We start from the raw sequence: 25,856 nt of genomic DNA on the forward strand, positions 1-25,856 counted from the left end.
TTTATAAAAATTAGTTATTTTATTATATCATAATACTCTATTAAAGAAAATAATAAATGAGATGGAGGACTTATGAAACTAAAGTTAATAGAAAATAAAATACTTAGAGACTCACCTAATAGTTTAAAACAAAAGGTAATAAATGAGGTTGTTAAAAAAGGAATAGCAACATATAAATATAAAACAGAGCCTGATTTAATACAATTATATAAAAAAACTATAGAAGAAAAAATTAGTGAATGTCTTGAAAAAGATCAGTCAACAATAAAAATAATAGATTTAATAGAAATGAAAAAAGGATATAAGCATTCAATACTTTATGATTATAAAAATTTAGATACAAATTTAGCAAAAAAGAAATGTATAGATATTGAGACAGAATATTATAAAAATGTAGGAATTACTTTAAGTGAATTAGAAACTCTTTGTTATGAAACAGAGAATGAATTTTTTATTAAGTTTCATAATGAAATTGATATATTAGAGAAAGTTGATTTACCAAAGTGGTTTAAAGTTAGATATCCAATTTTATTTGTTTTTCATAAAAAGTTTAATATTTTAGAAGTTAAATTTGACAAAATAAGTACAGACAAGGAAAGAAAATATTATAAAATTGCTATTAGTAAATGTTTTAAGTGGTTAGAAGAAAATTTAAAGTGTAAATGCAGTTATCTTAACCTAGATAAATATATTAGAAATTTACTAGAAGATCCTAATGGAATAGTTAAAGAAATAGTTTGGACCGGTGAGCTTGCTAAATCTCAAGGGATAACATTAAAAGCTGGAGAAGATATGTCAATGCCATTTTTTCAACAATTAGAGAAAGAAATAATAAGTTGGAAGGAAAAATACGCACATAAAGAAGATGCACTGGATTGCTTAAAAGATATTGAGGATTATTTAAATAAAACAAAAAAATTTGCTAATGATAAGTTAAGAACTTTAAGGTTTGTAAAATATAAAGAAAATAATATTTTAAAGACTTTAGAAAAATATATAGAATTAAAAATAACATATAATTACTCAGGAACTTCAGCCGATTTAATAGATGTTATTGAAAGTGAAGTAAATGATTTGGAGAGGATGAATTATGTCATTGAGCTTATTGGAACTAGAAAGATTAATAAACCAATGGAAGAAAGTATCGCAAAATCAAGTTAAAGATTTGTATGAATTACTAGAATATTTTAGTGGTGGAGTGTTGCCTATTAATACAGTAAAAAGAATTTTGGAATTAGACAACGATGAAGTAGAAGAATTAATGATTTTTTTAGAAACTAAAGGAATTTTAAAAAGTGCATTTAAAGTCCTTTGTCCTGACAAATTTGAAAGTATTAGAGAAGAAATTTATGATGATATACGAAAGGTTCCTAAAAAGTATTGCGATAAATGTGAAAAAGGATGTATGTATTTAGAAAATATTGTAGTTGTTTTTAAGGTGGTATAAAATTTAATGAGTAATTATGAAATGTGTATGACTGATGAAGAATTTATTAGATATAATAGTTATTTAAGAAAAATGTCTAAAATTAATCCAAAATTTATTTTAGATAAAACATTTTCTGTTTCAGATGAAGATATAGAAAAAGGAAAAAGTTTAATAAATGAGATTGAAAATTTAGCTAAAGATATTAAAAAGGCTAAAACTCCAAAAGAGAGAAATGCAATTAATAGAGAAAAGGGTAAGAAATTAGAAGAGTTGGCTGGAGTTATGTTTAATTCAGCTGGACTATATTCTGAAAGAAATAATTTAAGGGATCATACTAATGAAATAGATCTATTATTAATTGCCGATGACTATAATAAACTTCATAAAACTATTTTACCAGAGTATTTACAGAACGATATATTAATTGAATGTAAAAATTATAATAAAACTATAAAAGTTGATTGGGTGGGTAAATTCTTTTCCTTATTAACTACTCATGATGGTGAATTAGGAATAATTTTTTCATTCGATAGTTTTTCAGGACCAGGGGAATGGCAATCTGCTAAAGGATTAGCAAAAAAAATATTTTTGTCAGAGAAAAGAGCTATTTTAAATATAGAGTTAAAAGATATTAAGGAAATGTTAGATAATAAAGGAAATATAGTTTCTTTAATAAAGGAAAAATATGATGCTTTGAAACATCATGTTGATTTTAAAGCTTTAATAAAAAGACATCCAGCTGAAAAATAACTTTCTCTTATAATAAAAAGTTTATAAGATCATAGTACATAACTTTCGATTAATATGCTCATATAAACCTATATAGCTGGAATAATTGATAGATGGATAAATAAAAATGTAAAAAAATAGCGATATCTATAAATGCTTTAAAGGTAGATATTGGAGATTTAAAAATACTCGATGAGTTATTTTAAGACTATATAAAAGGTACATCTATTGTTTTAACTGGTTTGAAAATATAATCTATGAGTAAATAATAAAAGTGTACCAGGAGCTTTTTGATAGTAAATAAAGACTAAGTTTTATTTGGCCTTTTCTATAATATAATACAACAAATATAATTAAAATAAAAGACTAGGAAAATTTCTAGTCTTTTATTTCGTCAAAAAAACGTCAAAAATTAAATTCTTTTTCTTTCGATATATTTATAGTGGTTTAAACTTATAATAGTATTGAAAGCTAGTATTCATGGGATTTTTATATTAATCTCTGTTTTATTCTAATATAGAAAACTTACAAATATGTAATATAAGTGTAATCTAATTAAATATGAGATTTTTACTTAAGAATATATAATTAAGTCAAGGGTTGAGAGAAACAAACAAGAAAATAAATTAAGATATACAAAAGGAGAGAATAGATTATGAAAAAAGCAATGGATTTAGTAAGAATATTAGTTAAGGTAACATTTTTAGGATATAACGAAAAGGAAGATTTAAGATAATAGAAAAAGTGTACAAGCTAGTAAAATAGTTGAAACTTAAGAAAAAAATAGAAACTTAAAAATAAAGAATTAAAAGGAGAGATAACATTATGAAAAAGGCCATGGATTTAGTGAGAGTATTAGTTAAGGTAACATTTTTAGGATATGATGAAAAAGAGGATTTAAAATAATAAAGACAAATAGACAATATAAATAGGATTAGAAAAGAGAATTATTATGTATATGTTAGAATGAAAAAGATTTAGAGCAGAGTAAGCTTTAAATCTTTTTTTGCTTAAATCTTTGTTTAGTTTATAAGAATTCATTTTAAGTGAGTTTTGATTTTAACTAGGGAATAATTAATCTTAAAGTAGGCTGTATATGATTTTGGGAATAATTTCATTTCTGACTTTTTTTCTATATTTTAGTTCACTTTCAGTTTTCCCATTATATATTGATTTATTTTTTATTGAATTATCAGAGACATTAAAAATAGCTGCTATTGGTATATTGCAAATTGAACAAGCTTTAAAAGCAGCAGCAGTCTCCATTTCAATACTTTTACAACCTAATTTCATTATATAATCTAAATGTGCAAATTGAGCAAATATAGTATCTACACTAAAATTGGGTACTATATGATAGCTAATATTATTATCTTTGCATATTTTTTCTGTATTCTTAATTAGAATTTTATTAAGCTTAGTATCTGGATAGTATTTTTCACCAAAACAATCTTTTGTTAAGTCTTTTTCTAGGTATCTGCATACCCCATCACCACATACTGATAAGGTAGGTATAATAATATCACCAATATTTATTTTCTCATCTAAAGCACCAACAGAACCAATAAATATAATCTTCTTACAATTAGAGTTTCCTAAGGCTAATATTACATCAGTACAGACACTTGCCCCAATTCCAGTTTTTATATATGTAATATTTTTATCAAATAACTTACAATTCCATATCTTAATAGAAGTATCCACAATTAATTCAGATTCAATGTCTTTAAATATAGTTGGCTCCCACCAAGGAGCTATAATAACATTTTCTTTAATTGCTTCATCGTCACATTTCAATACAGATTTACAAAGCGTATCTTTCTTTAAACCATACTTTGTATGTCCAGCTATTAGAAAATTATACATATTACCCTCCTAATATATATTTCTATAATATTATCTTATCATAAATTGGGATGATTGCTTATATTAGTGAAAAAGATAATTAACATTTAAATTAATTATTTACAGTATTTTGTAGGTTGTATATAATAGTTTTTAATTACTTAATTTCAAATATTTTCATTAAGGTTAAAGAATTATTTAATTTTGATTAATTAATGGTGAATAAAAGTTTGTAAGGCATAACTTGTTTTATACCGTAGTTTATTTTAAAGAAAATTATGAGAAGAGTTTTATTTATACTTTTATTAATGTTAGAATAAGTTATGTTTTATAGGATAAAGTAAGAAAATTTATGGTGTAAGATAGGGGGAAATACAATGAATAGATGTGAATTGTTATTAATTGTAGATGGGGACACAATTGAAGTAGAAGCAAAAGTGACATTAGAAAAAGAAATGAAGCTTAGTTTTGCATTAAAAGACTCTTTTAATATGTTATATTCTTCTGCTGAATATGACACAGAACTTATGGAACCTAATTTTATTGGCAAGTGCAATAAATATATTTTAAAGGAAGAAACTGATAATTTTACTTTAAGATACAGGGGAAAACCCTATGGATTTTGTACTGAATGCAGTGATGAAAAAGTTTTATTATCATTTTATTGTGCTTGGTATCCAATTTTAGATGATTTTTTATTTGATGATATTAAAGTAATTATAAAAGGTTTAGAGAATTTTATAGTATTAGATGCAGTAAAAGAAAAGGATTTCTGGATATTTAATAATAAAATACCCTTTGATTGCAATATAAGAGCCTTTAATAAGGATAAAGTATTTTCCTCAGAATGTGATTTCATAAAAATATATTCTGGAAAGGAAAGCGAATTAGGATATATAAATAAAATAGTTGGAGAGTTACATAAGATAAATGAATATTATAGCAGAATATTAGGAGAAAAGGAAAATAATAAGCTACAATTAATTTCTACTGGTATAGAAAATAGTGGTGGATATTTTAGAGAGGGATTTATTGTATTACCCTGCTTAGAGGATAATGATAAGTTTATATATTCATTTTTAGGACATGAATTGGCTCATGCATGGCATATGGGATATTCTGTTACAACATATGATGATTGGCTTAATGAAACTGGAGCTGAATGGAGTAGTTTATCATATATATTAAGTATTGGTAAGAATGATTTATATAACAAACAAATTCAATATGCAATAAAAGCCTTTGAAGAATATCCTATAATGAAACCCGAGGATGGGTCAAGACCTAGAACAGCACACTTTGGAGGAGTTTTGTTATTTGATAAAATTTACAAAAGGTATGGGTTAGATACAATAAATAAGTTATTAAGGTTAGCCTATGAAACAACTCCTAAAAATACTGATGAATTTTTAAAAAGAGTAAAGGGTGATTTTGATACTGAAATTTATAATATATTAAGTGAGCCTTTTAGATAAATTTTGATTTATAGAAAATAACTTAATAGTTTCAATAATGTTTGTAATAATCTATGCAAATATAAGTAATCGTTTCTAAATGAAATTTTAGGGGGATATAATATCAATTAAAATTAGAGTAATCTTATTAAGACTAAAGTTATTTGTGTATTAAACAACCAATCAATTAAATAAAATTTGTAAGGGGGAGTTGGCATTGAGAACATATGAGAGTAAAGAAGAATTAAAAAAAGAAATTGATAAGTATTATAAAAAATACATTGCTGAATTTGATAATATACCAAATGATTTAAAAGATTCAAGGTGTGAAGAGGTTGATAGAACACCTGCTGAAAATCTTGCATATCAAATTGGATGGACAACTTTAATTTTGAATTGGGAAAAGGATGAAAAAGCTGGTTTAAAAGTAAAAACTCCATCGGATAAATTTAAGTGGAATCAATTAGGGGATTTATACAATTGGTTTAATGAAGAATATGCATTTCTTTCATTATCACAATTAAAGCTTCTTTTAGCTGAAAATATAGAAAATATATATAAAATGATAGATTCTATGTCAAATGATGAATTATTTAAACCACATCAAAGAATATGGGCAGATGAAGCCACAAAAACAGCAGTCTGGGAAGTATATAAGTTTATTCATGTCAATACAGTAGCTCCTTTTGGTACATTCAGAACAAAGATAAGAAAATGGAAAAAGTTAATGTTATAAATTTATTAATTATTTTGAGTATATGGAGTGAGAAATATGAAATTTAGAATAGTTGGAAGCGGAGGCTGTGTTTCATTACCTAAGCCATTATGTAATTGTGAGGTATGTAAAGAGGCAAGGAGTAAGGGAAGATCTTATTCAAGATGTGGTTGTAGCTTGTTTTTAGATGATATAAATCTTTTAGTTGATACTCCTGAAGATATTACTTATGGAATAAATTATTGTGATATCAAAGAGATTGATAGAGTTTTATTTAGTCATGTTGATCCAGATCATACTTTAGGAATGAGAGTTTTTGAACATCTTAGGCTAAATTGGTTAGAATTATCTTGTGGTAAGAATTGTGAAAACCCAATAGAAGTATTTGCATTAGAAGATGTTATGAAAGATATAAATTCAATAGGATTTAAGTTTGGCTCTTATTTAGATTATTACGAAAATGTGAGAAATCTTATTAAGAGAAAAAGTGTAGAGGACTATATATTTATTAAAAATATAAAAGTGAGTTTTATTAAAGTAAATCATGCAACAGTATTTGTTTTTGAAAAGGAAGGAAAGAAATTAATATATGCACCTTGCGATGTTAAGCCATTTCCAGAAAGCAAACTCTTTCTGAATGCAGATTGTTTAATTATAGGAAATACCATTGTAGGGGAAGTATTAAAGGATGGTTTTATTTTGAAAGAAGATAACCCTTTAAGAGATGAATTATTTACTATAGGTGACATTGAAGAATTGAAAAATAAATATAATATTAAGAGGGTGATAATAACTCACTTAGAAGAGGATTGGGGAAAATCCTATGATGACTATGTTGAGCTTGAGAAAGGATTAGATGGAATAGAGTTTGCTTATGATGGAATGAAGATAGAAATCTAATTTATGAGGTGATTTTATGAGTATGAAGATATTGATGATTGCTTTATTTATTTTATTAGGAATAATGTTCTCCTTAGGTAAATGGTCATTTTTAATAGCAGGATTTAATACTATGACCAAGGAAAAAAAGGCAAAATATGATGTTATGTCTTTATGTAAATTTATGGGTAAACTTATGTTTATAATTGCTTTTTGTATAACATTATTTACCTTAAGTGATATTTTTATGATGAAGATACTATTTAATATCGGAACTGTTATATTAATAGTTTCAATAATATTTACAATAATATATGCAAATACAGGAAATCATTTTGAAAGAAAAAATTGAAATTATATAGTAATATAAATTAAAATGGAGCAAAAAACTTTTGCTCCATTTTTGATTGGATTTTACTGGAATTTATGTTGATATTTTCAATGTGAATTAATGTTATATTAAATTAAGTTTAACTTAAAACAAGAACTTAGTGTATATTATGTACACTATGTTCTTGTTTTAAATAAGATAAATATGGTTTATTATTTATTTGGTGTATTAAGAAAGTTTTGGATTAAATTCTTAGAGTTTATTATATCTGAATCTTTATTTACTATTTCTAATATTATTTTTCCATTATATTGAGGCAACAGCTTACTAAATATATGCTGGAAGTCTATTTCTCCATGTCCTATAGGTAAATGCTCATGAATAACATCAAAATGTCTATCTGCAATATGAAGAATTTTAGGATATTTAATATTAATTAGATCTTGTAAGTGATTAATATTATCTATATGAGCAATATCTAATAAGAATTCTAAATCAGCATTTTGGCTAAATATCTTTTGAATTTCATCAGTAGTTGTAAAAATTGGATCAAGTTTACTATTGTTTTCTAGAAAAAGATTAATTCCATGTGGTTTAAGTATATTTAAAGCGTATTTAATATTTAGGTTTAATTTGTTTAAGGTTTCTTCGTCTATATCTTCATTTTCACATATTGGATGGATTATTAGTTCTTTGTGATTTAATTTATTTAGGATATCTAATAGTTTGGGTATGTGCTCTTCAAATTCATTTATGTTTAAAACGGCATGAATAATAGTAGGAAAGTTATATTTATTTATAGTGTTAATAAAATCTTTATCATCTTCATGTAAGCATAATCCCCTATTGTCATACCATAATTGCATAAAGTCAAAATTATTTTCTTTTGCAAATTTAAATTCATCCTTATATCTATTGAAAAATCGTGCTAAACAACCTAACTGTGGCATAAGTAATCTCTCCAATCATTTAAAGTAAGTTTTAGTATACATAAATATATAGGTACGCTTATTCTTAAAACTTCATCTATATTTTGTAAAAAAGTTCTTTTTAGCATAAAATATAGAGATTCTATAATTTATTCCATCCTCTTTTAATAATTCACAATTTACATTTGCTTAATAATAATATTATAACATAAATTACAATATTTTCCTCGGTGGACTTTTATAAATTAATAAAATACATTTAAATTTTAGGAAGATATTAAAAGCTTAATTTTATTAAATTGTTTAAGTTTTTTTAGAGTGTTTGTATTAAAGAAAATTTAGAATAATTTAGTTAAGTATTACAAAAAATATTTTGAGGTGATTATTATGAGAAGGTATAAAATGGTAATAATTAGCATTATTATTTTACTTTTAATAAATAATATTATGCATAGTAAAGTTAGTTATGCCTTAGATATAGCTAATTCAAAAAATCAAGTATTACTTTCAGAAATACCTAATGAAGAGATATATTTATATGCTTTAGATTCTGATGAGGGAAAGAGTGTATATGAAGATATACTTCTTAATGTTAAAGGTAAAAAGAAAAGATTTAATTGGATTGTTGATTCAGGATTATCTTTTAGACCTGAGTTGATACTAACTGATATTAATAATGATGGAAAAAAAGAATTAGTTATAATAATAACCACAGGACATGGCACAGGAATAAATACTCAAGAAGTACATATATTCAAGGAAGAGACTTTGGAAGAAATTAAGGTACAGAATCCGTTTGATATTATATCTAAAAATGTTAAAACAAAAGTATATAAAGATGAAAATAGTGTTAAGGTCTATATTAATATAAATGGAAAAGAGTCTGTCATTAGCAGTAAAAAATTAAATGAATTATATAATGATCAAAACAATAAAAAGAACTTTGGTGATACGTTATTTTTTAGAGATTTTTTAATATATGAAGTTTACAATGAAAAGCTTAAGGCAATTGTAGGTGGAGATATTTTCTTTTGGAATTATCTTGTTAATATAAAAATAGAGTATAAATTTGAAAGTAATATGTTAGTAGTTGATAAAATTTATTTTGATGTAACTGAATATTTTAAGGACTAAAATGTTAAGTTATATAATAAAATTTCAAATATGAAACCTAATCATAGCCTACTCAAATATGAGATTTTTATTTTAATTAGTTCTAGAGAAATCAGAAATATTTTAGTATGAGATGAGACTAGAGAAATTTTATTTTTATATAAATTTTCTTCTAGTCTCAAATTTTGTGGCATTCTATTAATTACTTTGATTTGTTTTAGTATAATGTAGAATTTTATTATTGTTTATTAATTAGTGAGTAATAAGGTGTTAAGTCTTGATATTCTATATTTCCGTTGGCTTCATAAACAATGCCTAAATGGCCATTTTTAAAGGATAGACAAGAATATCCACCGCCTAATTTGTTACCATCTTCAGGATAAGGAATACATATTTCTTGAACTCCTTTAGATAAATCATCAAAGTCAATCATATAAACAGCAATGTTGTCTCTTATATATTCACCTTTAGTATTTTTAGGTGCTGAAATTAATCCTATTCTATGTCCGTTTGAAGTAGTAGCTTTAATAAATGAACCTTGACATCCAGAGCCTTTACCAGTTAAAACTTTACCGTTTAAAGGTTCATATATTTCCCAAGTAGTTCCTAAATCATGAGAGATGTATGCTGCCCTATAACCAGAGTAATCATATCTTGTACTCATAATTAAAGCGCCATCTAATTCTATGACCATATTTTCAGAAGTGTTTGAATTAGGAACCTTGTTTCCCATTGTCCATGTTTCACCATTATCCTTTGAATAGATAATTAATGAATAATAGTTATTTTCATTATTTTCTCTTAAGGAAATTTGTGCTGGCATAACTATTGTTCCATCATCCATTACAATACCTGAGCCAACTCCACCTAACCATCCAATTGTATTACTTGGTTGATTTTTTACTTTTGATGAGTCCTTAGTTAAATCTATTTTGTTAGACCAAGTTAATCCATTATCATCAGAATAAATCATTTGGACAGACCAATCACTTCTTCTTGTGGAGGTAGTCATTGCCCAGTTTCCATTTGTATTCCATGAGCCTGCAATTAATATTATTCTACCTGTATTTGTAATAACTGTTGTGGAGTCCATTACACGAGAATAAGTAGAGTCAATACGATTGTTTTTCATTGCTATATCATAGCTCCATGTCTTTCCAAAATCAGTACTACGTGCAGAAGCTATGTCTATATAAGCATGGTCATCAGGACCATTATAACGAATATCTGAAAAGGTTAAAATTGTACCATCATTTAATAATTGTATATTGGGAATTCTAAAATACTTTGAATTCCATATGTTATTATCCTTGTTAAATAGTATTAGTGGTTCTGGTTTATGGCTTATATCTAGATTCTTTTCAAAGGTGTTGTTTTTGTTATACATAAATATAATCTCCTCCATAAATTCATATTTACCCATTCATTTAAAAGTTATTTTTTATATAGATAGGTGTAGAAACCTAATTATTAAAAACTCCTATCTTGAAAAATATAGAAGTTTTTCAAATAAATTATAACAGTATTTGAAATTCTTTACTATGGAATAATGTAAATATAATTGTTTTTGGAGTTTTCTATAAAATTTTAGTTTTTATAACTTTAAGAAGGTTTAAGTTTAATAGCTTTAATTTAAGGAGATTTTAATAAAACAATAGTTTTTAAAGAAAGGAAATAGGAGTGAAAAAATTTTATATTTCAGAGAATCTTTAATAAAGTAATAATTTCTAGAGAAGTTATTAAAGCTAATTAGCCTTCTTGTACTATAGTTATCCTCCTTTTGTTTAGCTCTAAACTAATAAAAATCAAAATCTTTTATTAGCCTTGTATTATAGCTATTCACATTTAAGAAGTGGAAAATAATAAAATAAGAAGTGGACTAGAAAATTAGCTTTGTACGATTATGGTCCTTCTCTTAATATTTTTTAGAGAGGAGATAAGAAGATTAAAAATAAAATTTAAAGAGGCAAAAGAGTTAATATGAAGATTAAAAAGAAGATATAAAAGGGAAAAGTGAATAGTGGAATTAAAAGTTATATATAGTCAAGATGATATAGCATAAGTGAACTCTAAAAGTTTTAAAATACAAGGTATTAAACAAAGGACTTATATTTTTTGATATAATTAAAAGGTGAGACTTAGAATTATTATAAACTGTGAGGAAAAAGATGAAAGTAAGAGTACCAAATTATTTTAATGAGTTTAAATGTATAGCATCAGAGTGCGAAGATACTTGTTGTGCTGGATGGGAAATTGTTATTGATGATGAAACCCATAAGCGTTATGAAAATGTGGACGGTGAATTTGGAGAAATCCTAAGAAGTAAGATAGTTAAAAGTGATGGGGAAAATATTTTCCTTTTAAATAATGGGAACTGTTCCTTCTTAAATGAAAAAAAGATGTGTGAGATTTATATTAATCTTGGAGAGGATCATCTTTGTTATACTTGTCAGCAATTTCCTAGATATACTGAAGAATTTTTAGATTTAAAAGAAGTAGGACTATCTTTATCATGTCCAGAGGCTGCAAGAATTATTTTAAGAAAGGCTGAAAACACTACTTTTAATTTAAGTGAAGAGGTTAATTGTGAAAATGAGATGCAAGAAGAGTTAGAAGATGATTTAAGCTTATCATGTGAAAATATAAATCCCTCAAATTGCACTTTAGGTAAGTGTTCTAATTCAAAAGATAATGAAAATAGAAAGTCTTCCAACTTAAGCGAAAGTGAAAATAGAGAGTGTTTTGACTTGAAAAATAGCGAAGACAGTGAATGTAATAATAGTGAAGTGGAGAGCTTTACTGATGATGAAGATTGCTTTGATGAGGGCATTGATGCAGAGGTTCTTTCAGAGTTTTTAGAGTGTAGGAATATTGTCTTTAATATTATAGAACGCAATGATTTAGATTTAGGGACAAAGGCAGCCTTAGCTCTTGAATTTGTTAAAGAGGTTCAAAACAAGATAGATTTAGGTGATATGGATGAAATCCCAGAGCTTATGGAAGAGTATAGGGATGAAAATTTCATAAATACACTTTTAAAGGAACTAGAATGTTTTAAAGGAAAAGAAAGCATAAAACATAAAAATCTATGTGAATATTTAAATGTTTATAAGAGCATAAAGCATATAAATTCAAATGATCCTTTAGGACTAGAGAAAGCATTAAAGTATTTTGAAGGAAATGAAGAGTTTTATTTAAGAAAGCATAAGGAATTTAATGAGTATTACAAAGAAAATTTATATAAGTTTAAAAATATACTTGTATATTTTATATTTAGATATTTCATGAAAGCTATTTTTGACTATGATGTCTCTGCTAAGATAAAGCTAGCCATAATAAGTACATTAATGATTAAGGAACTGGCTGTAGTAAGGTTTATAGAGAATAATAATGAATTTACAGAGGAAGATATGGTAGAGGTTAGCCGTATTTACTCTAAAGATATTGAACATTCAGATGAAAATATAGAAAATCTACAAGAGATATTTGAGACAGAAGAAATATTTGAAGTTGATGAAATACTACCTATGTTAATGAATGACTTCTAAGTTTAGATAATAACAATTAGATTATTTATGGAAAGAATACTATAGGTAATTAAGATAGTTTTTTGACTTACCTATAAATAGTTACAATTTAAATCTTAATGATTTTTCTATTAAAGAGGATATTTAATAAAATGATTAATTGAAAAAGTGATAAAGGTTTAATGAGTTACTTTTAGTTATAAAAAAGCTTAAGATTTTAAAAACTTAGGCTTTTTAAATTTATTAATGATTTCATATAATATAATTTGCTTAAGTTTTAACTTATTTAATAAGTTGTAATCTTGTATAAGGTTTTGGGATTAAAAAATTAAAGAGAAATTAAAATAGAGGCTATATATAAAGTTAAATAATAAAAAAGAGTATTTTAAGTTATATATTTATGTAATTTAAAACACTCTTTTTTTAAAAGTTTTGTTTAAAAGGTTATTTAAACCATTCACTTGGAGATGGATTAAAATAGTGAGCATTAAACTCTACAAATTTATAATCTTGAATTCCATAAAGTTTAAATGGTTCCTTTGATAAGTAGGATTCTAATTTTTCTACAGATTCTGATTTAATAACAAATATGCCTCCACTCATGTCTGATTTAAGTCCAGAGACCAATATCATTCCTTCATCCATTGCCTTTTGAGTATAGGCCATATGTTTTTTCATTATATCTTCATTAATCTTATCTGAATCTTTTAATATACCTTCAACAATAAAATATTTCATTTCTTATTCCTCCAAAATTAAGTACTATAAATATATTATAAACTAATAATTAATAGTAGTTAATAATATTTACTAAAGTAAACTTTGGAGGGAGAGGTGGAAGTTCTTTTAAATATGTTTAGACTTAAAAATGATTGTAAATATATTATTGTGTTAATTTAAGAAGCCATATATAAGTCTTATTATTTTATTGCTAGTGCTTAAAATTTTTTAAAAGAGTTGTACTTTTAGGAATTAAGGTTATTTAAAAAGTTTTTATTATTAATCGAGGAATTTTAATTGAGCATTAAATTAAGATATTTTTCAAGTGTACATAAAAACATCTTAAAAGTAATAATCATAAATATCCTTAAATTTATAATTATAAATAACCTTAAATTAAGATTAAGCTTAGTTTGTTAAAGATCCTTTTTTGTATAGCTTGGACAATAGATAGGCCATTGGAACTATGCTGATTATTTGAAAGCCATTAACAAACTGGAGTATTTCATGCTTAGCTAGCGGAGGGGGAAGGGTTGCAACTAGGTTATTTAGCATATGCATGAATATAACTAAAGGAAGAGAACGAGTTTTACTATATACAAATCCTAAAATAATTCCTAATATAGAGGCATAAACAACTTGGACAGGCTCTCTATGGAATAATCCAAATAAAAGACCAGAGAGAATTATAGGTGCTGCTCCTCCTTTTATCTTATCTATTTCATTAAAAATTAATCCTCTAAAAAGTAACTCTTCAACAATTGGGCCAAATAAAATTACAGATAAAAATATAAATATATAGGCTTCATTATTTAAGCTTTCAGATATTTGAGAAAAATTTTGTAAGCTATTTTTTACAAGGGTAATAGAGGATAATATTGTATCTGCAAATATGAGCCATAGAGCAGAGAGGCCTCCCATACCCATTGAAATTAAGGCATATTTAGGAATATCTTTTCTTGGAAGTTTATTAATAATTTTGTTCTTGTTGTATTTCTTACATTTATATATAAGAAGATAAACTAACATGGTTAAGAAGCAAGCAAATCCATCAATCATAAAGAAATTTGAATCAATAAAATTAGGTGGTAATAGTCTTAAGGGGGTCTTTGTTATAAAGCAGCAGAATAATAAAAATAAAAGGGAGCCTATAAAGGATAAAATGTAATATAGGGCTAGAAAAATAAATATGTTTAGTATGGCTTGAAATAGTTTAATGATTTTTTTCATGATTCACCTCAATTTATAAAAAATAGTCTAATGAGCTTTTGTGATAAATCTTTCCTTAAATTTTCTTATTAAAGAAACTTACATAGCAAGGGTTAAAAAGATATTATGATAAATTTACTTGTGAGAATCAAGCTTATACCTAATCAATTTAGTAATGTTAAGAAGATATTATGATAAATTTTCTTTTAAATGATGCTAATATATTAAGTGTAGGAAAATAAGTTTAATAAGTTCTTATAATAAATACTCAATTTAAATTTTGATTAGTGCTATAAGTTCCATAATTTTTAGCTTGGGAAAGAACCTAGATGAGATAATATATGGAATATAAACTAATTATATGCATAATGTTTAGGGAAAAATAGCTTAGCTATTTATAGAATTAATTAGGAAATAACTGATAGTACCAAGAGGGTTACATATTATTTATAAAAGCTAAAATTTTTATGGTGTTAGGAATAAAATGGATTTTACAAGGAGGCTTAGAGAGAAAAGATAATTACTGTTTATAATATATTTATTGATAATATGTTATAAGAAAATGGTTGTTTCAGAAGAAAAAACTTGTAATAATCTATATTTATTGATAATTACTATTTTAAAATAAAATTTTATGGTATATAATGTAAGAGTAGTAAATTTTATTGAGAGATTTAATTTTTAGGTAGCTTAATATTATCTGCCTAATACATACAAAATTATTACTCGACATAATAATTTTATGAGCTAACTAAAAGTTAATATTTTCAGAAAGAGAATTAAGCAGTTATTAGGATGAATTAAAAGTTTGTCTTATAACTGCTTATATTTTTTCGTTGTCTTAATTTTGTAATATTTTCTATCTAAAATATTAATAGAGATATATTTAGAGGGAGAAATTGTTTTTTTTATTAATAACAGTAATAAAAAGGGATTGGCTTTAAAAATAATTATGAGTAATTAGATCTTAAGATGAGGTGGTAGTATGGATTCTATTAAGGAACAAATATTTCAGCTAGAGAATGATTTAATAAAATCTGAAGTGAGAAAGTCAGCAAAGAAAATAAATGAAATATTATCAAATGATTTTGTTGAATTTAGTAGTTCAGGAAGTGAATATCATTATAAATGTGGAGATGTTTTTCAAGATGAAGAGGATGAGAGAACATTAGATTGGGAAATATTAAATTTTAAGGTGAAGAAGGTTGCAGAGAATTGTATTTTAGCCACTTACAGGGTAATAAAACATGATGAGTTAGATGAGAGAAAGAGATATTCCCTTCGTAGTTCTTTGTGGACAGAAGAAAATGGAAAGTGGAAGATGTCTTTTCATCAAGGAACACTACTAGCAGGTAAAGAAGGAAGAAGTATTTTTTAGCATAATTAAATAGAATATTTGATTAATATATCAAAGAGCTTGTATCAGAATTTAGTAAGTATAAGACTTTATTAATATGTTTTTAGAGGTTTTATAATTTAAATTTTGATAGAAGCTTTTTTATTTAGTATAAAAAATTTGTATTGATAAAGTGAGTGGTGAATTTATAAAAAAATGGTAGAATATACATAAGAAGGTGTGCTAAATGAAATTAAGAAAGCTTAATTATTTTTAAAATACTTTCTTAAAACTTTTATATAGACTTAATGGAATATTTGTAGGAAGAAGAGTTTGGGATTATTAAAAAATGTTTTAAGTAAGGGAGAATTATGAAACATAAAAAAGAAGTGTTTATAGCTGCGCTTATAATAGTGTTTTTAATAGCTATAGGACCAAGTATTAAGAAGCAAGTGGGGATTTATACAAAAGGTAAAAATATTGAGAAGAGTTATTTTAAAGATTCATTATATGATATTTATATAACTAATGGTGAGGGATTAGGATTAATTCAAATTAGTAATATTCAGAAGGGAAATATAAATTACTCAAAGATAGATAATATCAATGTAAAGTATGATTCAGCTAACTTTTTATTTATTGAGAAGGATTTAGGGGGAGAGATATATGTTCCTTATTCCTCTGATATAGAAAATCCCAAGAATGCAAATAGACTCTTAATTTTTAATGAGGGAAAGTTAGAGGATGAAATAGAGTTTGATGATATAAGAAATCCACAGACTGTAATAAGTGATAGGGAAAATAATAGAATTTTACTTGAGCAGAATATTACTGTTCAACCTGAAGATTCTCAAGGATTAAAGCTAAAGGTGATTGATACAACTAGCAAGGAAGTAATTAAGGAACTTTATTTAAAGGGATATATTAGAGATTATTATGTGGGAGAAAAAGAAATAGTTCTAAGCCTAGAAGGGGCTAAGAAGTTATGTTTTTTAGATGCACAGGACAGAAGTTTATATGCCATAAATAGAGAAACTTTAGAAGGAAGAGAAATTAGTAAAGAACCAATATGCAATGTTGTTAATGCCCTATGTGGAGATTCTAAAGGGAATAACGTAATATTTACTAATATAACTTTAAAAGAAAGTGGAGATTTAAATAAAAATGAAATTATTGTCATGGACAGTCATGGGGAGATCAAGGAGAGAAAAGAGGTTCCTTATGATATGAATGGTAGCTTTTATGGCAATGAGAAATATGAGTATGTATTAAATGGAAAAATTCATAATAAGAATAATGGTTTTCTTATTTTTAATAAGGAGACACTTGAGTTTGAAAAATTAGTTGATGATGTAAAGGATATAAGTTATATAGAGAGTTTGGATGGTTACTTATTTATATTAACTAGGGATTCAAAGTTATTTATATATGATGAAAATACTCTAGAGCAAATAGGAAGCATAGAGTTAGAGGGGGAGGTTTCGCACAGAATGAAGGTTATTAAAAAGAAAGGTTAAATTGTCTTAAGAATATGATTAAATATATAGATGGGGGGAATTTCAAATGAATACTGCTCTTTGGATTTCAATAGTCGGTGCTATTTTTTGTGCAATTATAGCTGTATTTATTGAAAATAAAGAAAAATAATTATATTTATTATGGAGAAATTAGTAATGGGAAAAGGTAGCGTTGAAATAAATATTGATAGAGTAATATTTATAGGCTTAATAATAGAATTTATTTGTACAGCATTTATATTTTTTAACTTTACAACACTTTATGAGAATTTGAACTTAATAATAGATTGTTTAATGATTTTAAATGTAATTATATTTATACTTAGTATAATTTATTTTAAGTATAATAAGAAATTGGCTTTAAGATATACCATAATAAGTTTAATATTCTTTTCCTTTTCAGATAAATCAATGTATAGCTTAATACTAGTTATTATTTTAATAATGCAAGGTAAAGGAATGTACTAAAAACAGAAAATAATTTTAAAAGAGAATTGAATTTTTCATTCTCTTTTTTTATATTTATTTATAAGATAAGAATTTTTATTTAGGGTAAATTATTTATAAGATAAAGAGGGAATTTGAAGTATCTAAAAAGAAAATATAATTGAAAATTACATAGAAGGTGTTTTTATATGGATAAGATAAAGAATGAAGTTACTAAGGAAGTTAAGGACCTTACAAAAGAGGATTATTTAAGCATATTGGAATTTTTAAAGAATCATGCAGGGGAAGAATATAGTAATCCTGAAAATGAGGAAAATATTGAGGAAAAGAATAAATACATAGCTTTGAGAGAAGAGGCACAGGAGACTTTAAGTAAATTTAGAGCTATTGGAGATTTATTTAAAGAAGAGGGCTTAGTTTATGAAAAAAAGGGAGCTTCAAAGTGGCTAGTTGCTGCAAGGGTTACAAGGGTTAGAAACTATCTTTGGATTGAGCTTAAGGAGCCAGAGAAGATGGGATTTTCAACTAGCATATCCATATTTGCAGATAAGATTGAGGAAGGAAATAAGCTTAGATTTAGAGTGGTTTTAGAAACTAAAGATTTAAAAAGTGATGAAGGGGACTATGTTAGACATTTTAGATTTTTAGAGGAGTTAGATCCTGAAGAGGATAAGTTTGAGTATTGGGACAATTATAGTGATTATAGCTATTTGGAGAGAGGAAAAACAAGTGATATAAGGGCTTTAATACAGGATGTTAAGGAAAGAAAAGAGTTAAAACTTCAAATAGGAAGAACATTATATTATGAAGATGTTAAGAGAATTAGCAAAGAGGAAATAAGAGAGTTTTTTGAAGATGCAGTTAAGGAGCTTAAGCCTTATTATGACTTAGCTGTTGAAGGAGAGTATTCCTTATTAGGGGAGGAAGAGCTAGGAATTAGTGAGGAGGGAGAAGAGTATTTAGAAGAACCAAAGATTCTTAAGGTGAAAAATCAAATTCTATATGGTCCTCCAGGAACAGGAAAAACTTATAATGCCATAAATAGAGCTTTAGAGATTATTGATTTTAAAAAGTATAAAGAGTTAATAGGGAATGAAGGGGAAAGAGAAAAAGTAATTAAAGTTTTTAATGAACTTTTAGAGGAAGGACAAATAGCCTTTTGTACATTTCATCAAAGTTATGGATATGAGGATTTTGTGGAAGGCTTAAGAAGCAATGAAAGTGGTGCAGGATTTGTTCCTAAGGATGGGATTTTTAAAAAACTTTGTAGAAAAGCTTCAAAAAGTCCTAAAAACTATGTGCTTATTATAGATGAAATCAACAGAGGAAATATTTCTAAAATCTTTGGAGAACTTATAACCTTAATAGAGGATGATAAGAGGCTTGGGGAGAAAAATGAGCTTAAAGTTACTCTTCCATATTCCAATGAAAGATTTGGAGTGCCAAAAAACTTGTACATATTAGGAACTATGAATACAGCAGATAGATCCATAGCCTTACTAGACACAGCCTTAAGAAGAAGATTTGAGTTTTTTGAATACATGCCTAAGGAAGAACTTTTACCTGAAGATGCTTGTGGGATTAATTTAAGAGAGTTTTTAAGGGTGATTAATGAGAGGATAGAGTATTTATTTGATAGGGAACATACAATTGGACACTCTTACTTTTTAAAAGAAGATCTTACTTTTGAGGAGCTTGTTTCCATAATGAAAAATAAAGTTATTCCTTTGGTGCAGGAGTATTTCTATGGAGATTGGGAAAAGGTAGAGCTAGTCCTTGGAGGTTCTTGTAAAAAGGGAAAATCTAATAGATTCATAGAAAAGAGTAGAATTGATACAAGAAAACTTTTTAAGGGAATGATGGTGGATTCTTATGGAGAAGAGTATAAGTATTCCATAGTGGAGAATCCAGAAAAAGAGGCCTTTCTTAATATCTATGAAGATGAGGAATAGACCATGAGGCATATAATTATTAAGGAAAGCTATGAATCCCTTAGGATTGTAGATGATTTTTATGATTATGAAGGAGAATATTTTTATGGGAACTATAGCTGTGAAAAGATAATAAGCAGAAGAGAGGCTCATGAACTTTATAACTATGCTATGTCTAAAAAGTTAGATATGGATAATATCCTTTGGGAAAGAGATACCTTAAGATTCATAAACTATGTTGGATACATAAGGCTTTCAACAGTTTCTATAGAAATACTTCCTAAAATAAGCTTAAATGATAGTGCAGAGCTTGAAAGAAAAGCCCTGTTAAATATGCTTTCTAAGTGTGGAATTTTGAAAGTTAATTATTCAGAAATCAGTTCATTAAAGTTATATAAGCAAAGTCTAAATGAGATACTGGCATATTTATTTAGTAAAAAACTTCAAAAAGAGCTTAGAAAAGGAGTATATGGGGAGTATGTTTATATTGAGGAGAATATAAATTCCTTAAAGGGAAGCTTAAGAGTTCAGGAGCAGATTAAGAACATGTCTTCCCATAGTTCAAAGGCTTTTTGTAGATTTGAGGAGTTTTCTAGGGATAATAAATTAAATAAGATATTAAGCTTCTTTGTAAAAGAAGTCATGAAGAATATAAAAAACAGAGAAACCTTAAAGCTTTTAAGAATTTCAGAGATGATTTTAGGAGATGTAGATGAAAGAAGTATCACCTTAAATGAGGTGAATAATTTTAGTTTTAATAGGTTAAATAAACCCTTTGAGGATGCTTTTACCTTAGGAAAGATGATTGTTTTAGGAGAGTCAGCCATTGGAAATTTAGGAGGAAATAAGGCTTATTCTATACTTTTTAAGATGAATGAAATCTTTGAAATTTATATAGGAAAGCTTTTAAAGCAACTTCTTTATAAAGAAACTGTTCATATGCAGCATTCAAAATACAAGCTTTTAATAAAGGAAGAAAGCAATAGAGGAGTGTTTAAACTTATTCCTGATATAGTAATTGAAAAGAATGGAATAGAGAGGATAATAATTGATACAAAGTGGAAGAGTGTAGAGAGTAAGTTTAATAGGCATGGGGTTAAGAGAGAAGACCTTTATCAAATGTATGCTTATCTTACTAGATATAAGAATGTAAGTACAGTTATACTTCTTTATCCTTACAATGAAAGAATAGAGGGTGAAGAGGGAGAATATTTAGAGTCTTGGTACTTAGATGAGGAAGAGCATAAAAGAGTTAGAGTTTATGAAGTAAACCTTGAAAACGAGAAAGAAACTTTAAAATCCTTAGATAAAATAGTTAGAAAGTATCTTGAAGAATAAATTAGATTAAAAGGGGAGATAGAAAATGGGATTTTGGATTTTTATGATGGTTATGGAATTATTAATACCACTTATAATGATTATTTTGGGTAAGCAATTTAGCAAAAAGGCACCAAAGGAAATTAATTATTTTTATGGTTACAGAACTTCAATGTCAATGAAAAATAAGGACACTTGGGAGTTTGCACATAAATATTGTGGAAGGCTATGGCTTAAAATAGGATATATTATGTTTGCTATATCTTTTATTATTATGTTATTTGTCCTTGGAAAAGGTGAGCAGGCTATAGGAACCTTAGGAGGAGCACTTTGTATGATTCAGTGTGTAGTTTTAGTTGCCTCAATATTTCCTACAGAGAGAGCTTTAAGGAAGAATTTTGACAAGTATGGCAATAGAAAAAATGTGTAGTTTTTTATTTATTGATTAGTCATTATTCATTAAAGAAATTATAGGTGGATTGTCCACCTATAATTTTTTATATAAAAAATTTGTGAATTACTATTTAATATTTTTTCCTATGTTAAAAGCATTTCCAATAAAGTTACCTATTTCCCAATAATTATTGTCCATAGAGTAAATAAGTGGATTTATCTTCTTTGTATCTGGAAAACCATTTGTAAGTAAGTCTTGGTTAACATAAGTTTCTATTATTTCACCAATAAATACTTCCATATCATAAATTTCAATTATCTTTGTTACTTTACATTCCATATTTATTGGACATTCCTTAATCAGTGGGATTTTATTATTACTTTCATAAAAACACTTAAAAATCTGTGATTTATCAATGTTATTTCCTGAAACAAGTCCGCAATAATCAACTTTTTCAACTAAATCTGCTGAAGGTATATTGATACTAAACACTTGATTTTCCCTTATGCCTTTATTTGTATAATGATTCTTTTCCATTGATATATAGATAACAGCAGGGTTAAGGCTTATTATTCCACAGTTTCCTATGGTTGCAAAATTAGGTTTATCATTTATAACTGTGCCTATTAATACTGATGGTATAGGATAAACTAAAGGAAGTTTATTAAATTTAACTTTTGACATTTTATCACTCTCCTAACCTTTTTATTCCATATAAATATATTAACTTACAATTGTTCTAAAAAGTAGTAAGTTAATATATAAATTAGAATAGCTATACCAATAGTTCTGAAAAGTATTTTAGTTTTTTTTACACCTCTTTTTTGCAAACCCTTATCTTCTCCAAAGGGAAATATTACATGTAAAGCAGGTGCTATTAATGAAATAGCTATGAATAAATATTTTGATATAGGATTATTAGGTAAAAACATTATATTAATAAAGAAAATTAATAATAGTATTATAGAAAAAATCTTTACTGGAGTTTCAGTTTTTTCTCTTTGTTTCATATATTTTTGATATTTAATATTGCAAGGCTCAGAGCAGCAACAGCTTTCATTTGTTCCTTCATATGTTTTATCACAGTATTTACATCTCTTAAGTATTAGATCATCCATGGATTCCCTCTTTTCATAAACTAGAATATTTCTGCTTTATAGCTATTATAATTCTAAGAAACTATGAAGATTCCTTTTTATATTTAATATTACAGTTATTGTAAAGTTGGATTTTAATATATTGTAAAAAATATAAATAAAAAATAACTATTTTTAAGTAAATGTTAATTATTGTTATAAATTAGAAAAAAATACATGGGATTTAAGGTTAAATAGAAAATTAAAGGAAGAAATTAATCTTTGTCATTGGTATATAATTGAAAAAGTAAAAGGAATAAATACATTTTAAAAGGAGTTATGATATGAAGAAGAGAAATTATTTAATTAGTTTATTGGCTGTGGTACTTAGTTTAGGAGTTTTAGTTGGCTGTGGAGATAAGACAAACACTTCTAATGAGGGGGCTTCTGTAAATAGCTCAGAAAATAGTGATGCTGCTAGTTCAAAAGATTCTGCTGATGTGGTAAAGGATAAGGGGGAATCAGATAAAGCACAGGCTAAGGATGCTGATTCTAAGGATAAAGAAGCTACAAATAAAGATGAGAGTGAAAAGAAAGAAGAGGATATTAAGAATGATAGCAGCACTAAGGAGACTGCTAAAGTAGATAATTCTAATAAAAATGAAAGTAAAGGAGCAAGTAATTCTTCTAAGAAGGAAGAGAGTAAGAGTGCTTCTAAAAAGGAGAATTCAAAGGATGAAAGTAGCTTAGCAAAATCAAAATCAGAGTATCTTCAAAAGATGAAAAATATAGATAGTGAGTCTGAGAAGTTAGATAAAGAGTATGAAACTGAGGAAGGCTCAACACAAATGGGGATGAATATTATTAGCGGAAAGCAAGCTAAATTATATGATGCTGAGTTAAATCAAATTTATGATTACTTAAAACAAAATTTAAGCAAGGAAAAATCTAAGGAACTTGAGAAGAGTGAAATGGCTTGGATTAAAGAAAAAGAAAGTAATATAGCTGAAATAAAGAAACAATATGAAGGCGGTTCAGTTACTCCTCTTATGGTAAATTCAGAGGTGGCAAAGGAAAGTAAGGAAAGATGCTATTATTTAATAGATAATTATATGAAGTAGAGATATATTACATATAATTTCTTTAGAAGAAAGTTATTAATTTAATAGGAATTTTATAATATAGTTTATAAAGAAAAGAAGTGGTTTAATTTTATATTAAATCACTTTTTTTATAAATATGAGTCAATGGAAGTTGAGGTAGAGTGGGTTTCTTTTAATTAATGGTTTTAAAATATAGTAGTGAATAAAATATTTTTATGTAGATAGTAAGAAGATGTAAGGATAGAGGAAGTTAAGGGTTTTTATAGGTAAGAGATTATTACAAAAATCTAACCTATAAAAACTTAATCTTTATGAATATTTTGTTTTGAAGAGAATTTAGAATGTAGTTTTGACTTATAATCCTTTAAAATTTAGCTATTAATAGTGTCTTTTAGGGATTTAGACTGTACTTTCTTTGTAGAGTTTCTTCAATAAATATATCATTGGAATTATGCAAAGTATTTGTATTATAGAAATAAATGTTGAAAATGGTTCAGGGAAAAGGGTAAGTAAATTATTTAGCATATGTAAAAACATTACAATAGGAAGTGAATGAGTTTTACTATATACAAACCCAAAAATAAGTCCAACTATAAAAGCATATACAATTTGTATTGGTTGCATATGAGCTAATCCAAATAATAATGCAGATATAATTATTGGAAAGGCACCACCTTTATATTTAGCAGCTTCGTTAAAGATTATTCCCCTAAAAATAATTTCCTCAACAATTGGAGCAAGTATTGCCACTGATATAAAAGCAAGAATAGGATTAGCGTTAAATATTTCATCATGCTCAATAAAACTTTCTAAGCTGCTTTTAATAGTAGGGGAGTAGGTTGCTAGAAATTGCATAAGAAAAATCCATAAATTTGATATTCCACTAACACCGAGAGAAATTAAAGCATATTTTCCAAGGGTTTTTAAGGACATATGATTATTAATCTTTGGTACATAGAATTCCTTTTTTCTATAGATTTTAGTAAAGAAATATATTCCTAAAACTTGATCGGTGCAATTTAATATAAGATTTAAAATACTATCATACTGATTTCCCAACAAATTTACTTTAAATATTAGATCTAATACTATGGCAAATGGAATAAGAATAATAGCAGCTAAAAATTCTATTCCTATATAAATAAATATTAATGAGAAAATACTTTTCGTAAGTTCTAGTGTTTTATTTTCAGATAAAGTCATAAAATCTCTCCTTTGAATTCTTTTATATGAAATATTTTAACATTATTTAACATTATATTCAAATATTATTAAAATATAGAATTTAGTTTTAAATTATTTTAAGTGTATTTTAGTTTTATAACTTCATTGATCTTAAGTTAAATATTGTAAGAGAATTTTGGATGGATTATATTTAATATAGAACATACTAGATTATATTAAAAAAGTTAAGTATGAAGTGGAAAAAGAGAATATATAAAATTATTAAGATTAAATATAATTTAAGATCAAGGGGATGGTAAAGTGAAGAGGCATGTTATGAATTTAAGTCCAGATTCATTTGAAATGATAGAAATTGGTACAAAAACAATTGAAATGCGATTATATGATGAAAAGAGAAAGAAAATTTCAAAAGGTGATTATATAAATTTTATAAGCACTATGAATAATAAGAAGTAATTAGAGGTTAAGGTAATAGATATTTATAAGTACAATAATTTTGAAGAATTATATAAAGAATTCAATAAAGTAAAACTTGGCTATAGGGAAGATGAGATTGTACATTATACTGATATGGAACAATATTACTCAAAAGAAGATATAGATAAGTATGGTGTAATTGGAATTGAAGTAGAAGTGATTAGAAGAATATATTTATAAGAAATAGTAATAA

25 protein-coding genes are annotated in these 25,856 nt (G+C 26.1%); 17 read left to right on the forward strand and 8 right to left on the reverse strand.

Annotated features, from left to right (window positions below):
- The first annotated feature begins 72 nt into the window (after positions 1 to 72).
- The 3 genes from CPF_RS04805 to CPF_RS04815 are packed head-to-tail and all read left to right on the forward strand — an operon-like array spanning position 73 to position 2,179.
- The gene (locus CPF_RS04805) at positions 73 to 1,161 is read left to right on the forward strand and encodes a hypothetical protein (RefSeq protein WP_011590486.1); all 1,089 of its coding nucleotides are present in this window, start codon (positions 73 to 75) and stop codon (positions 1,159 to 1,161) included.
- On the forward strand, positions 1,097 to 1,447 hold the full coding sequence (locus CPF_RS04810) for a hypothetical protein (protein WP_148194390.1): 351 nt from the start codon (positions 1,097 to 1,099) through the stop codon (positions 1,445 to 1,447). Before CPF_RS04805 ends, CPF_RS04810 begins: the two co-directional genes overlap by 65 nt.
- 6 nt (positions 1,448 to 1,453) lie before the next feature.
- Positions 1,454 to 2,179: a restriction endonuclease gene (locus CPF_RS04815; protein ID WP_011590488.1), complete on the forward strand. Its 726-nt coding sequence runs from the start codon at positions 1,454 to 1,456 to the stop codon at positions 2,177 to 2,179.
- A 1,059-nt stretch (positions 2,180 to 3,238) separates the two neighbouring features.
- Here CPF_RS04815 and CPF_RS04820 read toward each other — a convergent pair.
- Complete coding sequence (locus CPF_RS04820) at positions 3,239 to 4,024, reverse strand: phosphorylase (RefSeq protein WP_003477359.1); 786 nt, start codon at positions 4,022 to 4,024, stop codon at positions 3,239 to 3,241.
- Between the two features lie 356 nt (positions 4,025 to 4,380).
- Here CPF_RS04820 and CPF_RS04825 point away from each other — a divergent pair, with 356 nt between their 5' ends.
- The 4 genes from CPF_RS04825 (at position 4,381) to CPF_RS04840 (ending at position 7,403) form a co-directional block, all read left to right on the forward strand.
- Positions 4,381 to 5,478 (forward strand): hypothetical protein, encoded by a 1,098-nt coding sequence (locus tag CPF_RS04825; RefSeq protein ID WP_011590489.1) that lies wholly within the window; start codon positions 4,381 to 4,383, stop codon positions 5,476 to 5,478.
- 196 nt (positions 5,479 to 5,674) lie between these two features.
- Entirely contained in the window at positions 5,675 to 6,193 is a 519-nt protein-coding gene (locus CPF_RS04830; protein ID WP_011590490.1) for a ClbS/DfsB family four-helix bundle protein, read from the forward strand.
- Between the two features lie 36 nt (positions 6,194 to 6,229).
- Entirely contained in the window at positions 6,230 to 7,072 is an 843-nt protein-coding gene (locus CPF_RS04835; RefSeq protein WP_004457245.1) for an MBL fold metallo-hydrolase, read from the forward strand.
- Between the two features lie 22 nt (positions 7,073 to 7,094).
- The gene (locus CPF_RS04840; protein ID WP_003474355.1) at positions 7,095 to 7,403 is read left to right on the forward strand and encodes a DUF3784 domain-containing protein; all 309 of its coding nucleotides are present in this window, start codon (positions 7,095 to 7,097) and stop codon (positions 7,401 to 7,403) included.
- Between the two features lie 191 nt (positions 7,404 to 7,594).
- Here CPF_RS04840 and CPF_RS04845 read toward each other — a convergent pair whose 3' ends face one another.
- Positions 7,595 to 8,332: a TIM barrel protein gene (locus CPF_RS04845; protein ID WP_004457215.1), complete on the reverse strand. Its 738-nt coding sequence runs from the start codon at positions 8,330 to 8,332 to the stop codon at positions 7,595 to 7,597.
- Between the two features lie 366 nt (positions 8,333 to 8,698).
- On the opposite strand from CPF_RS04845, the gene CPF_RS04850 reads away from it, so the two are divergent.
- Positions 8,699 to 9,445 (forward strand): hypothetical protein, encoded by a 747-nt coding sequence (locus tag CPF_RS04850; RefSeq protein ID WP_004457310.1) that lies wholly within the window; start codon positions 8,699 to 8,701, stop codon positions 9,443 to 9,445.
- A 217-nt stretch (positions 9,446 to 9,662) separates the two neighbouring features.
- Here the strand turns inward: CPF_RS04850 and nanH are convergent, their stop codons facing one another.
- On the reverse strand, positions 9,663 to 10,811 hold the full coding sequence (gene nanH / locus CPF_RS04855; RefSeq protein ID WP_011590492.1) for an exo-alpha-sialidase NanH: 1,149 nt from the start codon (positions 10,809 to 10,811) through the stop codon (positions 9,663 to 9,665).
- Between the two features lie 781 nt (positions 10,812 to 11,592).
- Here nanH and fliB point away from each other — a divergent pair.
- Positions 11,593 to 12,972 (forward strand): flagellin lysine-N-methylase, encoded by a 1,380-nt coding sequence (fliB, locus tag CPF_RS04860; RefSeq protein ID WP_011590493.1) that lies wholly within the window; start codon positions 11,593 to 11,595, stop codon positions 12,970 to 12,972.
- A 423-nt stretch (positions 12,973 to 13,395) separates the two neighbouring features.
- Here the strand turns inward: fliB and CPF_RS04865 are convergent, their stop codons facing one another.
- A complete protein-coding gene (locus CPF_RS04865; protein ID WP_011590494.1) occupies positions 13,396 to 13,689 on the reverse strand; it encodes a YciI family protein in 294 nt (97 codons plus the stop codon).
- A 390-nt stretch (positions 13,690 to 14,079) separates the two neighbouring features.
- Positions 14,080 to 14,730, reverse strand: coding sequence for a CPBP family intramembrane glutamic endopeptidase (locus tag CPF_RS04870; RefSeq protein WP_233419467.1), 651 nt, complete (start codon positions 14,728 to 14,730; stop codon positions 14,080 to 14,082).
- Positions 14,731 to 15,865: 1,135 nt separating this feature from the next.
- Between CPF_RS04870 and CPF_RS04875 the strand changes: the two genes are divergently transcribed.
- From CPF_RS04875 to CPF_RS04900, 6 genes are all read left to right on the forward strand, one after another.
- Positions 15,866 to 16,258 carry a DUF4440 domain-containing protein gene (locus tag CPF_RS04875; RefSeq protein ID WP_011590496.1) on the forward strand — a complete coding sequence of 131 codons (393 nt, stop codon included), beginning with the start codon at positions 15,866 to 15,868 and terminating at the stop codon, positions 16,256 to 16,258.
- 329 nt (positions 16,259 to 16,587) lie between these two features.
- Positions 16,588 to 17,733, forward strand: coding sequence for a hypothetical protein (locus tag CPF_RS04880; RefSeq protein ID WP_011590497.1), 1,146 nt, complete (start codon positions 16,588 to 16,590; stop codon positions 17,731 to 17,733).
- A 156-nt stretch (positions 17,734 to 17,889) separates the two neighbouring features.
- On the forward strand, positions 17,890 to 18,201 hold the full coding sequence (locus CPF_RS04885; protein ID WP_041702641.1) for a hypothetical protein: 312 nt from the start codon (positions 17,890 to 17,892) through the stop codon (positions 18,199 to 18,201).
- A 167-nt stretch (positions 18,202 to 18,368) separates the two neighbouring features.
- Positions 18,369 to 20,132 carry an McrB family protein gene (locus CPF_RS04890; RefSeq protein WP_011590499.1) on the forward strand — a complete coding sequence of 588 codons (1,764 nt, stop codon included), beginning with the start codon at positions 18,369 to 18,371 and terminating at the stop codon, positions 20,130 to 20,132.
- A gap of 3 nt (positions 20,133 to 20,135) precedes the next feature.
- Positions 20,136 to 21,449, forward strand: coding sequence for an McrC family protein (locus CPF_RS04895; RefSeq protein ID WP_011590500.1), 1,314 nt, complete (start codon positions 20,136 to 20,138; stop codon positions 21,447 to 21,449).
- A gap of 25 nt (positions 21,450 to 21,474) precedes the next feature.
- On the forward strand, positions 21,475 to 21,858 hold the full coding sequence (locus CPF_RS04900; protein ID WP_003462042.1) for an SdpI family protein: 384 nt from the start codon (positions 21,475 to 21,477) through the stop codon (positions 21,856 to 21,858).
- Positions 21,859 to 21,948: 90 nt separating this feature from the next.
- On the opposite strand, the gene CPF_RS04905 is transcribed toward CPF_RS04900, so the two are convergent.
- Complete coding sequence (locus CPF_RS04905; protein WP_011590501.1) at positions 21,949 to 22,506, reverse strand: flavin reductase family protein; 558 nt, start codon at positions 22,504 to 22,506, stop codon at positions 21,949 to 21,951.
- Between the two features lie 44 nt (positions 22,507 to 22,550).
- Positions 22,551 to 22,940 carry a hypothetical protein gene (locus CPF_RS04910; RefSeq protein WP_011590502.1) on the reverse strand — a complete coding sequence of 130 codons (390 nt, stop codon included), beginning with the start codon at positions 22,938 to 22,940 and terminating at the stop codon, positions 22,551 to 22,553.
- 302 nt (positions 22,941 to 23,242) lie between these two features.
- Here CPF_RS04910 and CPF_RS04915 point away from each other — a divergent pair, with 302 nt between their 5' ends.
- Complete coding sequence (locus CPF_RS04915) at positions 23,243 to 24,019, forward strand: lysozyme inhibitor LprI family protein (protein ID WP_011590503.1); 777 nt, start codon at positions 23,243 to 23,245, stop codon at positions 24,017 to 24,019.
- Between the two features lie 381 nt (positions 24,020 to 24,400).
- Here the strand turns inward: CPF_RS04915 and CPF_RS04920 are convergent, their stop codons facing one another.
- Entirely contained in the window at positions 24,401 to 25,204 is an 804-nt protein-coding gene (locus CPF_RS04920) for a CPBP family intramembrane glutamic endopeptidase (RefSeq protein WP_011590504.1), read from the reverse strand.
- 282 nt (positions 25,205 to 25,486) lie between these two features.
- Here CPF_RS04920 and CPF_RS15100 point away from each other — a divergent pair, with 282 nt between their 5' ends.
- Positions 25,487 to 25,642, forward strand: a complete 156-nt coding sequence (locus tag CPF_RS15100) for a hypothetical protein (protein WP_224385399.1) — start codon at positions 25,487 to 25,489, stop codon at positions 25,640 to 25,642.
- The last annotated feature ends 214 nt before the right edge of the window (positions 25,643 to 25,856 follow it).

The sequence above is a fragment of the Clostridium perfringens ATCC 13124 genome (assembly GCF_000013285.1).
Taxonomy (GTDB): domain Bacteria; phylum Bacillota; class Clostridia; order Clostridiales; family Clostridiaceae; genus Sarcina; species Sarcina perfringens.